Source organism: uncultured Campylobacter sp., assembly GCF_938045535.1.
GTDB lineage: Bacteria > Campylobacterota > Campylobacteria > Campylobacterales > Campylobacteraceae > Campylobacter_B.
Genome location: NZ_CALIMQ010000307.1, coordinates 1 through 12,496 on the forward strand (window position 1 = coordinate 1; position 12,496 = coordinate 12,496).

General features: G+C 48.0%; 12 protein-coding genes and 1 pseudogene. 12 read left to right on the forward strand and 1 reads right to left on the reverse strand.

Annotated features, from left to right (window positions below; all coding sequences use genetic code 11):
* Positions 1-244: 244 nt before the first annotated feature.
* The 10 genes and pseudogenes from Q0095_RS09440 (at position 245) to Q0095_RS09485 (ending at position 10,173) form a co-directional block, all read left to right on the forward strand.
* Positions 245-1,402, forward strand: coding sequence for a hypothetical protein (locus tag Q0095_RS09440; RefSeq protein ID WP_297883274.1), 1,158 nt, complete (start codon positions 245-247; stop codon positions 1,400-1,402).
* Between the two features lie 12 nt (positions 1,403-1,414).
* Positions 1,415-4,057 (forward strand): annotated as a pseudogene (gene nosZ / locus Q0095_RS09445) (Sec-dependent nitrous-oxide reductase).
* A gap of 42 nt (positions 4,058-4,099) precedes the next feature.
* Positions 4,100-4,876 carry a cytochrome C gene (locus tag Q0095_RS09450; RefSeq protein WP_297883275.1) on the forward strand — a complete coding sequence of 259 codons (777 nt, stop codon included), beginning with the start codon at positions 4,100-4,102 and terminating at the stop codon, positions 4,874-4,876.
* Entirely contained in the window at positions 4,873-6,078 is a 1,206-nt protein-coding gene (locus Q0095_RS09455; RefSeq protein ID WP_297883276.1) for a nitrous oxide reductase family maturation protein NosD, read from the forward strand. The genes Q0095_RS09450 and Q0095_RS09455 overlap by 4 nt, the downstream gene beginning before the upstream one ends.
* Entirely contained in the window at positions 6,075-6,899 is an 825-nt protein-coding gene (locus Q0095_RS09460) for a 4Fe-4S dicluster domain-containing protein (RefSeq protein ID WP_297883277.1), read from the forward strand. Before Q0095_RS09455 ends, Q0095_RS09460 begins: the two co-directional genes overlap by 4 nt.
* The gene (locus tag Q0095_RS09465; RefSeq protein ID WP_297883278.1) at positions 6,896-7,513 is read left to right on the forward strand and encodes a hypothetical protein; all 618 of its coding nucleotides are present in this window, start codon (positions 6,896-6,898) and stop codon (positions 7,511-7,513) included. Before Q0095_RS09460 ends, Q0095_RS09465 begins: the two co-directional genes overlap by 4 nt.
* Positions 7,510-7,956 carry a cytochrome C gene (locus Q0095_RS09470; protein WP_297883279.1) on the forward strand — a complete coding sequence of 149 codons (447 nt, stop codon included), beginning with the start codon at positions 7,510-7,512 and terminating at the stop codon, positions 7,954-7,956. The genes Q0095_RS09465 and Q0095_RS09470 overlap by 4 nt, the downstream gene beginning before the upstream one ends.
* 3 nt (positions 7,957-7,959) lie before the next feature.
* The gene (locus Q0095_RS09475; protein ID WP_297883280.1) at positions 7,960-8,862 is read left to right on the forward strand and encodes a NapH/MauN family ferredoxin-type protein; all 903 of its coding nucleotides are present in this window, start codon (positions 7,960-7,962) and stop codon (positions 8,860-8,862) included.
* Between the two features lie 8 nt (positions 8,863-8,870).
* On the forward strand, positions 8,871-9,509 hold the full coding sequence (locus tag Q0095_RS09480) for an ABC transporter ATP-binding protein (protein WP_297883281.1): 639 nt from the start codon (positions 8,871-8,873) through the stop codon (positions 9,507-9,509).
* On the forward strand, positions 9,493-10,173 hold the full coding sequence (locus tag Q0095_RS09485) for a hypothetical protein (RefSeq protein ID WP_297883282.1): 681 nt from the start codon (positions 9,493-9,495) through the stop codon (positions 10,171-10,173). Before Q0095_RS09480 ends, Q0095_RS09485 begins: the two co-directional genes overlap by 17 nt.
* Before the next feature lie 50 nt (positions 10,174-10,223).
* Here the strand turns inward: Q0095_RS09485 and Q0095_RS09490 are convergent, their stop codons facing one another.
* Positions 10,224-10,376: a hypothetical protein gene (locus Q0095_RS09490; RefSeq protein ID WP_297883283.1), complete on the reverse strand. Its 153-nt coding sequence runs from the start codon at positions 10,374-10,376 to the stop codon at positions 10,224-10,226.
* Between the two features lie 453 nt (positions 10,377-10,829).
* Here Q0095_RS09490 and Q0095_RS09495 point away from each other — a divergent pair, with 453 nt between their 5' ends.
* Both Q0095_RS09495 and Q0095_RS09500 read left to right on the forward strand, forming a co-directional pair.
* On the forward strand, positions 10,830-11,657 hold the full coding sequence (locus Q0095_RS09495; protein ID WP_297883284.1) for an ABC transporter permease subunit: 828 nt from the start codon (positions 10,830-10,832) through the stop codon (positions 11,655-11,657).
* A complete protein-coding gene (locus Q0095_RS09500; protein WP_297883285.1) occupies positions 11,654-12,292 on the forward strand; it encodes a nitrous oxide reductase accessory protein NosL in 639 nt (212 codons plus the stop codon). The genes Q0095_RS09495 and Q0095_RS09500 overlap by 4 nt, the downstream gene beginning before the upstream one ends.
* The last annotated feature ends 204 nt before the right edge of the window (positions 12,293-12,496 follow it).

The window sequence follows — 12,496 nt, forward strand, 5'->3', positions numbered from 1 at the left end:
CGCGAAATCCTTATCTATATTTAATTAAATTTTGACTAGTGGTATTTTTTAATAAAAATTTACTAAAATTATAATTTTAAAGCAGAATTTATAGCGAAATGTGAAAAATAAAATTTCACTTAGAGCTGTTTTTATATCGTAGAATTTCGCAACTTTTAAGAAACCTTAGAATTCCATTATAGCTCAAGCTTTAAACCGATTTTTAAGCCTTGGGGTAGTATCATTTCGCAAAGAATGGATTAAGATGAATTTTATAAAATTTTATATTGCCTTTTTGATTTATTTATCGCAGATGGCGGCAGCTGGCAGCTTTGATCTAAATGCCACGCTGCGTTTGGGCGCATTCGACGCAAGCTCGCACCGACTGCTTTTATGCGGCAGTGGCGGCGAGCTTAGGATGTTTGATACTGCTAAATGGGATGTGGAGTTCGCGCAAAAATACAGCGATAACGAAATCACGGCTCTAAATTTAAAAAACGGCAAAATTTATCTAGCTTGGGGCGGAGTCGAAATCGCGGTGCTAAACGATAGACTAAAGTTTTTACGCACGCTTAAGACGGGGCGTAGCGGCACGGCCCAAATAGATGCGATCTATGCCGCAAAAGACGCGATTTACGCGGTAGTGGATAAGAATCAACTAATAAGATTAGACGAAGACCCTGATAACAGCGCGGACGGCGGCTACGCCCCAAGAGAAAATTCCACCGCGAACGGGCAATCTTTAAATAAAAATTCCGCCCCAGATGGGCTGCGCGGAATTTCGTTTCATTACGGCAGGATCAATGCCGTTAGCCTGGGCGCTAACGGACTTTGCGTCGCAAGCTGGAACGGCGTAGCCTGTTTTAGCGCAGATCTTTTTGCGACTAAATTTAGCGGCATCGATACAGCGCCTAATCGCGCCGCGCAGGGAGAGCTTGGTGGCGTGAAATCTAAAGATGCGGAATTTAATAGCACAAAAAGCGTGCAAGGCTCCGAGCCAAACGAAACTAAAGTTAGCGGCGCAAAGAGCGCGGAATTTCAAAGCTTAGAATTCAAAGGCGCAAAATTTCAAGACGAGGGGCTTAAAACTCGAAGCGAAATTTCAGCCGAAGCTGGCGATAAAAATTTAAGCGGCTCTATCGCTACTGCACTTGCAGACTGCGATGGGGCGCTATTTATAGGCGATATAGAGGGGGATTTTATAAATTTAAAAAGCGGCGAGCGCAAAAGCGTGGGCTCTTGGATCAAATCCATCGTATGCGCCCGCGGCACGCAGTTTATCGCTACTAAAGATAAAATTTACGAAAATCAAAAAGCAGGATTAAAGGAGGTTGTGGATTTAAAAAGCGAATTTTTAGCGATGTACGCAGACGGGGAAGCGATCCTCGTAGTCAGCAAATCAGGCAAAATTTTAAAATTCTAAGAAAGGATTAGTATGTTAAAAAGTTTCAAACCCGTGCTTTTGGGCTCGGTTTTGTTCGCCGCAAGCGCCCTGTGTGCCGCAGATAGCGACCTAGAGCGCGTGATGAAAGAACGAAATTTAAGCGAAAAAGACGTTTTGGCGGCGGCTAAGACCTATCAGCCGACCGGTAGAAAGGACGATTATATGGTCTTCTCCTCCGGCGGTCAAAGCGGACAGGTGCTAGTTTACGGCGTGCCGTCGATGAGGATCTACAAATATATCGGCGTATTTACCCCAGAGCCTTGGCAGGGATACGGCTTTGACGAGGAGAGCAAGGCGGTCTTAAGATCGGGCTCCATTAACGGCAAAGAGATCAACTGGGGCGATACTCACCATCCAAATTTCAGCGAAAAAAACGGCGAGTATGTGGGCGATTATCTCTTTATCAACGATAAGGCGAACCCAAGAATCGCAGTTATAAATTTATCCGATTTCGAGACTACTCAAATAGTCGTAAATCCCGTAATCAAAAGCGATCACGGCGGCTCTTTCGTAACGCCTAATACCGAATACGTCATCGAAACCAGCCAATACGCAGCCCCTTTTAAAAATAGAGTCGTTACACGAGCTTGATACCGACGTGCAGCCCATTAGTTTTGATACGACTGGCACCCGATCGAGGAGTATCAGGCGGTTTATCGCGGTGCAGTAACGCTATGGAAATTTGACTACGACAAAGGCAAAATCGACGTAAATAAATCCTTTTCTCTAGAGCTTCCTCCATATATGCAAGATCTAAGTGACGCAGGTAAGGGCGAGAGCTTTGGCTGGGCGTTTACCAACAGCTTTAACTCCGAAATGTACACGGGCGGCATCGAAAAGGGTCTGCCTCCGATGGAAGCCGGTATGAGCCGCAACGATACCGACTACCTGCACGTTTACAACTGGCAAATTCTAGAAAAGCTTGCTCAAGACAGCAAAAACTATAAGGTCGTAAACGGACACAGAATCGTTACGATAGACGCCGCCGTAAAAGCGGGAGCGCTATTTTTGATCCCTGAAGCCAAATCCCCTCACGGCGTCGATGTTAGCCCTGATGGCCGCTATATCATCATCGGCGGTAAACTAGATACTCACGCTAGCGTTTATGATTTTAAAAAGATCAAAGAGCTAATTGATAAAAAAGAATACGCAGGCAAGGATCCATACGGAATTCCGATCCTAGATATGCAAAAGACGCTTCACGGACAAGCAGAGCTTGGTCTTGGACCTTTGCATAACACCTTCGATTCGCAAGATGGCGTAATCTATACATCGCTTTACGTTGATAGCCAGATCGTAAAATGGAACTACAAAACGCTAAAGGTTTTAGATAGGATCAACGTTCACTACAATATCGGTCACCTCGACTCCATGGAGGGCAAATCCTCAAAGCCTGTCGGCAAATACGTAATCGCACTGGATAAGCTTTCGATCGATAGATTTAATCCTATCGGACCGCTTCATCCGCAAAATCACCAGCTAATCGACATCACCGGGCCTAAAATGGAGATGCTTTATGATCTTCCTATCGGTCTTGGCGAGCCGCACGACGTAGTTTCTATCGCAGCTAGTAAACTTCATACGAAACCTACCTATACTATGGGAACAAACTCTCGCACCGGCAAACAACACCCTGCTATGACGCTAGCGGGTCAAGAACGCATCGAGCGCGACGGCAAAAACGTAAAAGTCTATGCTACGGCGATCCGCAGCCATATTAATCCTGAGCACATCGAGGTTAATAAGGACGATAACGTAACGATCTATATGACAAATTTAGAGCGTGCCGAGGACGAAACTCACGGCTTTACGGTTGATGATTACGATCTGCATATGTCGCTTGAGCCGGGTAAGACTGCGAGCGTAAATTTCATCGCAGATAAAGAGGGCGTATTTCCTTTCTACTGCACAGAATTCTGCTCTGCGTTGCACCTTGAGATGTTTGGATATCTATACGTAAAAGATCCGAATAAAAAATACACTTCAGCTAAAGCTTCTATGCTAAAAGCTCTTAGCCCAGAAGCTCTAAAAGCCGAATACGACAAGGTAGTAGCTACGAATAAAGCCACAGACGACGTTATTCAATCAGTCGTTAAATTCTTAAAAGAGAAAAATTACGAGAAATATCCTAAGGTCAAGGCTTTAGTCGATGACGCGCTAGATCAATACGGCAAAATTCCTGAAACTAAAGCCAAGGCAGACGCCGCAGTAAAAGCAGGCGATATGAACGGCGCTATACTTTGGGAAGGTCAAGTTTGGCAGTATTTAGTAAAAACCGCAGATGTCGGACTTCGCGCTAAAAACAACCTAATCCGCGAGCTCTCCACTCCTATGAGCGAGGCTGCGTCTAACGGCGAGAAGGCTTACCTACGTGGAGGCTGCAACGGCTGCCACGTCATCGGTCAAGTAAGCTCCGGTCCTGATCTAACAGGCGTCCTACTCCGCCATGAAAACGGCGAGAAATGGGTAGCCGATTTCATCAAAGACCCTGCTAAATTCTACGAAGATGATTACGTTAAGGCAATGATAAATTACTTCAACCTTCGCATGCCAAATCAGCATATGAAAGACGAAGAGATCAAAGATATCATCGAATACCTAAAATGGGTCGATGAGAACGCGGGTCTTAACTAACCCCACTCTCCCCCGCAAGGGGGAGAATTTAAAGGAGATGAAATGCCAAAATATAAAATTTACGCGATTTTAGCGCTGCTTATTATGACGGTCGCTTTTACCATCCCTACGCTCGGATTTTTCAAAGTCCAAGGCAAAATCGTATCGGGGCAGGTTAGCAGCGTCTCGCAGCTGCCCGCATACTCCGCACCGATATGGAATTTTTATACGAAAGCATCATATAAAAATCACCTAATTCCTAGTGATGTTAAAAACGATCTAGGCGCGATGCTGGAGCATAAATTTGAAGTGGGAGTTCCTAGCATACCGGTGTGGAAAATTTCACTCGAAGCGCCGAACTATCCAAAAGAGGCCTTCCCTGATGGAATTCCGCTTTACGTCCACGTTGACGGCTTTAGCGGTGATATCGGCGAGATGAATACCCTAAATCACTATATCGGCATGTATCCCGTCTGGCGCGGCGGCACGCTCGAGCACTCGCTATCGCCGTATTATCTCATAATCGCGACGATAGGAATGCTCGCGTTTTTATACTACGACGGCAAGGGGCAAACCCTGCTTATGATCCTGCCGATCATTGCGCCGCTTATCTTCATCGGCTGCTACGTGGGTTGGCTCTATTGGTTCGGGCACAATCTGCAAGACTGGGGCGCGTTTAAAATAAAGCCTTTCATGCCTACGGCGTTTGGCGACGGCAGTGTGGCGCATTTTACTACCCATTCATATCCGGCTCTTGGCTTTTGGCTGATGCTGGCCCTGTCGCTGCTATCGGCGTTAGCTCTACTATCTAAGAAAAAATTCCTACGAGAGCATAGATGAGGCTTTTGCTTCTAGCATTCTCGCTCGCGCTAAGCTTAGGCGCGGGCGAGCTTCAAGACGCGATCGATAGCGCAAAAGCGGGCGATATTATAGAACTAGCCGCGGGCGAGTACCGCGGCAATATTTTAATCGATAAACCCCTTACTATCGATGGACTAGACCGCTCCGCCGTGATCATAGGCGATCGCAACGGAACGGTCATTCGCGTCCGCTCTCCGCATGTTACAATCAAGAATTTAACAATTCAAAACGGAGGCTTCGAACATCTTAGCGAGGATGCAGGGATCAACGTAAGCGACGTAAACAGCGTAATCATAAAAAATAATCTCATCAAAGACGTGCTCTACGGCGTCGTGCTAAGCAAGGCAAACGACGTAACGATCGAGGGCAACGAAATTTCAAGCAATACCTACCGCACGAGTTTCAAAGGCGACGGCATCAAGCTTTGGTATTCCAATGCCAATAAAATTTTAAATAACGACGTCCACAACGTCCGCGACACCGTTTTTTACTTCTCAAACGGAAATCTCGTCGCAGGCAACAAAGGCCATAGCTGTCGTTATTCACTGCACTTTATGAACTCCGGGCATAACGTCGTAGAGGATAACTACTACGACGGCAATAGCGTGGGATTATTTTTTATGTTTTCAAGCGACAATATCGCCAGACGTAATGTCGTGCGCAACGCAGACGGCGCTTATGGCGTAGGCATCGGTATGAAGGATAGCTCAAATTTCAGGGTTACGGATAATAAAGTCGTCTACAACGCACGCGGATTTTATCTGGATCAATCCCCATATCAGCCAGGCTCACTTAACGTTTTTGAAAACAATGATATCGAATACAACAGCATCGGCGTGCAATTCCACGCCACGCAGCTAAAAAGCGTATTTAAAAACAATAAATTTAAAGGCAATATGGAGATTGTGCTAAACGATACGCCCCAATCCAAGCTCTTGCAAAACGAATGGAGTGGCAACTATTTTGACGATTACGACGGATTTGATCGCGATGGCGACGGCTACGGCGACGTTAGCTACAGCTCATACGCCTACGCGGATAGGCTTTGGGCGTATAAACCGAATGTGCGGTTTTTTTACGGCTCCAGCGGGATCGCGCTTTTAAATTTCATCTCCAAGCTCGCTCCGTTTTCAGAGCCTGAGCTACTGCTAAAAGATCCGAAACCTAGGATGAGGCAATGATAAAGAATAGACGCGAAGCGATAAAACTACTCGGCGGAGCGCTCGGAGTACTCGGGGCAGCGAACTTATTTGCGGATGAGAATTCCACAAATTCCGTAAATTTTACGGGCGGCGAAGCGCAGAATTCCGGCGCGTCAAATTCCGTAAATTCTGCGAGGCAAAATTCCGCGCCGAATTCCATAAAACAAAATTCTGCGGAAAATTCTAGCGGGGATTCCGCCTCTTTATATCTGCGCCCGCCCGGAGCACTAGCGGAACGAGGCTTCCGCTCTAGCTGCATCAAGTGCGGCCAATGCGTGCAGGTCTGCCCCTATCACAGCATCTATCTGCTCGATATTACGCATCTTTTTGACATCGGTACGCCCGTTATCGATGCCAAAGAGCGAGGCTGCTATCTTTGCGGCGCGCTTCCTTGCGTGCTCGCCTGTCCTAGCGGCGCGCTTAGCCACGAGACGAACGAGCCTAAAAAGGTTAAAATGGGAATCGCCGTGATTAAAAATTTAAACGCCTGTTTGGCGTATCGCGGGCAGGCTTTAAAATCTAGCGATCTGTGCCTAAAGCCCGCCAAGACTGAGCAGGAGCGTGAGCTAAACTCCGCGCTGGCGGCTAAAGAGGACAAGCCATGCGATCTATGCGCGTCGCTGTGCCCTTACCCGCAGCCGCTTGATGCCATAGCGATGATAAAGGCGAGCGCGCATTTCGCTCCGCAGATCCGCAGCGCTTGCGTCGGTTGCGGGGCGTGCGCAGAGCTCTGTCCGGCGCGTATCATCGAGATAATCCCGCGGGCGGATTACAAATCAATCTATGAAGGAAAACAATGAAAAGCTCCATTAAATTCTACATCTGCTCGCTAGCTGCGGCGCTTTTGCTGTGTGGCTGCGGAGATGACGGCAATTCAAGCTCCGCCGCCGCAAATTCTGCAGGGCAAAATTCTGCGGATCAGAATTCCGCGAGTGTAAATTCCGCATCACAGAGCGTGGAACAAAATCATACTGCAAAGCCTCGCATCAGCGTTAAAAGCGGCGAAGCGCCCAAGAAGAACGATAAGTTCGTAAGCTACGATTTTTACGGCGAGCGAAAGGTAAATTTTAATCTAAACGGCGATGTGAACGAAACGACCAAAAATATCGTGGCGTATTCAAGCATCAAAAACCAATACGAAAAGCTAAATTTCGACCTGATGAAAAAGCGCCTTGGGCATGATTTTATCCTGCGCTGTTCAGCGTGCCACGACGACTACGCCAACGGCATCATCGGTCCGTCGCTTCTGGATAAAACCGACGCGCAGATCGTGGATATGATTAAAAAGTATAAATTCAAAGAAAAGCCTAATCCTCTTATGGTGCAGCTCGTAAACGGCATGAGCGAGCAGCAGATAGAGACGATGGCGAAAGAAATTTACGAGTTCAACAAACAATTTAAGGAGCAGAAATGAAACCGGGCAAAATTTTAGCTTTGATTTTGGGTGTAGCACTGATCGCGCTGATGATCTTTATGGCTAGTTCGGACGATTCTAGCGCGCCGCAGCAAGAAGTCAAGCCGCAGGTGCAAGCAAAGCCTGCGCCGCAGAGCAAAAGCGTCGATCTCATCGACGATAAGGATGTAAAAAATATTAAAATTTTGCAGCAGAGCGTCAAAGAGCGCGATTTTAAGGTTAGTAGCTCCTATCTGGTAAGCTGCGCGCCCTGCCATGGCGATGACGGACGCGGCAAGATCGCTCCGCCGATCGGCGGCAAGAGCAAGGATCAAATTTTAGCAAGCCTCAAAGATTATAAAGCGGGCAAGATCAAAAACAGCCTGATGAGCGGACTGCTAACCAACGTAAGCGACGAGAGCCTAGATAAGCTCGCGGATGAAATTTCAAAATTTAAAGAGTAAGTCTTGGATAAATATAATTCGCGATGCACGATCAAAAATACGAGCTTTTTCTCGACCTTTGCGCTTAAAAATAAAAGCGGCAAATGGCGTCCCAGCATTCGGGCTCTGCGCTACGCCACGGTATTTTTGGTGCATCTGCTTTTCGTGCTTTCCTTTCGCGCCGATATTCAAATTTTAGAAGGCGACATCAGCGGCTCGCGGATACTTGGCTTTCACCTAGCAGATCCCTTTGCCACCCTTGAGGTGATCGCCGCGCACAAGGATCTGCCGATAAATTTGCTTATCGGCTCGGGCACTATTTTGCTGTTTTATTTCATCGCGGGCGGCAAGGCGTTTTGCTCGTGGATCTGTCCTTACGGAGCGCTTAGCGAGATCGGCGAAAAGCTGCATAATACGCTAATCGCTAAGCGCGTCATCAAGGAGCGCGCCCTGCCTCGCGGTATGCGATATGCGATCTGGGCGGTGTTTTTGCTGCTAAGCGCGATTACAGACCTGCTCGTTTTTGAAATTTTTAACGTAGTTGGAATTTTATCGCGCCTCATCATCTACGGCTTTTCGCTGGCGGGGCTTTGGATAGTTTTTGTGTTTTTGCTCGAAGTATTTTTTAGCAGGCGGATGTGGTGCACGCACCTATGCCCGCTAGGCAGTACCTATTCGCTTGCGGCGAAAGCTAGCCTTAGCAAGATTACTTGGGATAAAAGCAGGTGCGATCACTGCGGCGTTTGCCAAGACGTCTGCTTCGTCTCGCACGTACTGGACATCACCAAAAAAAAGGCATCCGAAAACCTAGGCGATAAGAGCAAATTTATGCTAAAAGGGATCGACTGCACGCTGTGCGGACGCTGTATCGACGTGTGTCACCAAGACGCACTGGGTATCGGTAATAAGCTAAAAGATATGGTCTAAGGAAGTCTATGATAGAGATTAAAAACGTAAGCAAGAAATTCGCAGATCAATTCGTTTTAAAAGATATCAATCTAAATATCGCGGACGGCGAGCAGGTGCTTTTCGTCGGGCAAAACGGCACGGGCAAAAGCTCGCTGATGCGGACGATTTTGGGCGAATACATACCCACAAGCGGCAGCGTAGCTATCGACGGATTTGATTCGTTTAAGCAGCGTAGCCGCGCGCTACGCGGTATCAGCTTCGTGCCGCAAACCCCGCCGCCGCTTAAGCTGAGCCTAAATGAGCTCATCTACTTCGCCGAGCGCACGGCGGACGCAAGCAGAGCGGATATAGTAAAATTTTGCGACGAAATGGAGCTTGATCTGAGTTCAAATTTAAACAAACCCTTTCATAAGCTATCCGGCGGTATGAAGCAGAAATTTTTAATCGCGCTAGCCTTCGGCAGAGCCAGCAAGGCGATGATTTTCGACGAGCCGACTGCCAATCTCGATCCGAGCGCGCGCGAGCATTTTAAGACGCTTTTGCACAACCACGCAAAAGATAAGAGCTTGATCTTTATCTCGCATAGGCTCGAGGAAGTGGGAGGACTGGTAAAAAGAATGATTTCAATGGATCTAGGGAGGATCGTAGATGACAAAAATGTTTAAAATTATGCTTTGTGCGCTTGCGGCGCTTACGTTTTTAGGCTGCGGCGACGAGAAAGACTACGGCAACGTCCACTACGACAGAGACGTATGCGAGCACTGCCAGATGGCGATCAGCGACAACCGCTTCAGCGTCGATGTGCGCGTGGACGGTAAAAACCACTACTTTGACGACATCGGCTGCTTGGTGGATTTTATGGTTACCAACGACAAACTAAACTGGCTGAAGGACGCCAAAATTTACATCAATGACGCTAGCGGCAACGGCGAGTTTATCGACGCACGCACGGCGCATTTTTACAAGGGCTTTAAAACCCCTATGTCGTTCGGCTGGGGCGCGTTTAAAAACAAGCAAGAGGGCAAGCAAGACTTCAGCTTCGATCAAGTAGTCGCGGCGCTTAAAGCAGGCGGCGGCTCGCACGGCATGGGAATGGGCGATATGGGTCGCGATGCGCACGGCGATCTGGGAAGTATGCACGATCATGGCGATATGGGCGGCATGAAAGACCCTCACTCCGCAGAGCACGGCATGAGCGGGCCTAAACATGATATGGGCGGCGGCGATGCGGGCAGCACGGCACACTCTCAAGGCGAGCCGCACGATATGGGGCAGATGCACGAAGGCAACAGCACTGTGCACGATATCCCTTCGGGGCACGCGCATTAAGGATGCTTTGGCTAAAGCGAAATTTTAAGCGGCTTCGTTTTGCACTAAATTTAAAGCCTGAATTTCAGCGCGCCGCCCATGCCGATATAGATGAGATAAAATTTTATTTTGCAGCTGCGGCACGAGGCAAAGCTAGGCTTAAAAAACGACCGCAAAATTTCATCTCGCAATGCGGCTAAATTTCTAAATTTAATGTGCGACATGAAATTCTGCTTTGCGCACTAAATTTACGCAAGCGTACTAATTTAAAATTTCGCTGTAGATTTAAAATTTATTCGACGTAGAATCTCGCCGCTTCGAGATTTTTAAAATTTTATGCCGCGAGATACGCCTGGTTTTGAAATTTTACGGAGCTGAAATTTAAGTAGCCCCGTTAAACGGCTAAATTTTAAAACTGCGGCGGATGACGGATAGCGGGCTGCGAACGACGCGCTGTTTGCAGGCGCCGCAAGCGAGCCGTAAATTTAAAATTTATGCGCGAGCCGCGGCCACAGGCAGCGGATAAAATTTCGCCGCTTATTTAAACACTCGGCGGGCGAAATTTAAAGCTATATCCGGGCTGCAAAACGAGGCTAAAATTTAAAGACGGGCGGCGCATTTAGGCCGCGCGAGAAATCTAAATTTAAAAGCGCACCGAGGCGCAATAAAGGAAAAGAATGAAAAATTTACTCACCATCGCCGCTTTGGATATCAAAGAGTCCTTCCGCTCGCGCTGGTTTTTGCTCTATCTGCTGATCTTTAGCGGGCTCGTGGCGGCGTTTTTCATCACGGGGGTGACCGATTCGCGCGTGCTCGGTTTCAGCGGGCTTTCGCGGCTGCTGCTGCTGTTTATTCAGATCTGCATCATCATCCTGCCCGTCTTCGTGCTCGTCACCACCAGCAAAGCGATCCTAGCCGATCGAGACCTAAATATCTTAGAATACCTGCTAAGCTTCCCGATCTCGCAGGCGCAGTATTACTACGGCAAGGCGCTAGGAAGGCTGTTTGGAGTGTTCGTGCCGATATTTTTGTCGCTGCTTTTGGCGATCGTTTGGGGCGCGATTAAGGGCACGGGCATTCCGTGGGCGATCTGCCTGCTTTATACGGGGCTGCTTTTTAGCTTGTGCGCGGCATTTTTAGGCGTAGCGTTTTTGATCTGCGCCGTTTCAAAAAGCCAAGAGATGGGGCTTGGGCTCGCGTTTTTCGTCTGGCTTTTCTGCCTTGCGTTTTTGGATCTCGTGCTGATCGGACTGCTCGCAAAAACGGGCGTAAACGAAAATCTGATCTTTGCGATCGCCCTAGCAAACCCGATGGAGGACTTTCGCATCGCCGCTATCAGCCTATTTGATCCCGATCTTGCGGTCATCGGCACGACGGCGTATTTTATCCTAGATCACTTCGGGCGCGGACTTTTCATCGCCTTTTCGCTGCTCTATCCGATCGCGCTGGGCGCGGCGAGCCTGATTTTGGGCTATTTTATCTTTAGATCGAAGGATTTGGCGTGAAATTTCCACTAATTTTGGCGGCATTTATAGTGCTTTGCGGCGCAGCTGAGATACAAAATTCCGCGGCGCAAAGCTCCAGCTCAGCGCAGAATTTAGGCGCATCAGATAAGACAGGCTCCGATTCGGCGCAAAATTCCAAATCTGCGCGCGATCTTGCGTGGCTAAAAGACGTAAATCTTACCTGCGCTAAATACGGCATCGATACTAGCGCGCATCCCGAATTTCGCGCCTATGCAAGGCTTAAAGACGGCAGCGCGCTAGCGTTTGCTTCGCCCAAGGCGATGTTTGCATATTTTTTCGAGGGCGAAAATTTGAGCGGCAATAACGGCGCGGCTTCCGCAGAGGAAAATTTGATGAGCAAAAATCCCGCTAGCGGCAATTTCGGCGAGTCAAATTCCACGAACGCAAATTTCGGCGGTGCAGAGCTTTACGTCACCGATTACGCAAGCGGCGAAATTTTACGGGCGCAGGACGCGTTTTATGTATTCGGCAGCGTGCTGCAAAGCGCCAGAGGCGACGATCTCATCACGTTTGCGAGATTGCGCGACGCGCAAGACTTCATGCGCGAGAAAAAGGGGCATAAAATTTTGCAGTTTCGAGAAATCTCCGCCAGGCTGATCGATTATCTAAGATGATCGAGCCGCTCGGCGAAATTTAAACCAAGTTATTTAGTATATCTTATTCATAAAATTTTATCTTTTATTTTAGTGCGCTATTAAGGGAATTTAAAGCAATTAAAAAATGATATAAAAAAAAGGTCAATCCTTATCGGAATAGCTGCTTTGCTAGTTAGCTGTGGCGGAGGCGGAGGTGGAGGCGGAAGTTCGCAGACATCTCAA

Bases quoted from the DNA above. Each gene is read 5' to 3' on its own strand.
- Q0095_RS09440 (WP_297883274.1), top strand. From the start codon at position 245: ATGAATTTTATAAAATTTTATATTGCCTTTTTGATTTATTTATCGCAG.
- Q0095_RS09450 (WP_297883275.1), top strand. From the start codon at position 4,100: ATGCCAAAATATAAAATTTACGCGATTTTAGCGCTGCTTATTATGACG.
- Q0095_RS09455 (WP_297883276.1), top strand. From the start codon at position 4,873: ATGAGGCTTTTGCTTCTAGCATTCTCGCTCGCGCTAAGCTTAGGCGCG.
- Q0095_RS09460 (WP_297883277.1), top strand. From the start codon at position 6,075: ATGATAAAGAATAGACGCGAAGCGATAAAACTACTCGGCGGAGCGCTC.
- Q0095_RS09465 (WP_297883278.1), top strand. From the start codon at position 6,896: ATGAAAAGCTCCATTAAATTCTACATCTGCTCGCTAGCTGCGGCGCTT.
- Q0095_RS09470 (WP_297883279.1), top strand. From the start codon at position 7,510: ATGAAACCGGGCAAAATTTTAGCTTTGATTTTGGGTGTAGCACTGATC.
- Q0095_RS09480 (WP_297883281.1), top strand. From the start codon at position 8,871: ATGATAGAGATTAAAAACGTAAGCAAGAAATTCGCAGATCAATTCGTT.
- Q0095_RS09485 (WP_297883282.1), top strand. From the start codon at position 9,493: ATGACAAAAATGTTTAAAATTATGCTTTGTGCGCTTGCGGCGCTTACG.
- Q0095_RS09490 (WP_297883283.1), bottom strand. From the start codon at position 10,376: ATGTCGCACATTAAATTTAGAAATTTAGCCGCATTGCGAGATGAAATT.
- Q0095_RS09495 (WP_297883284.1), top strand. From the start codon at position 10,830: ATGAAAAATTTACTCACCATCGCCGCTTTGGATATCAAAGAGTCCTTC.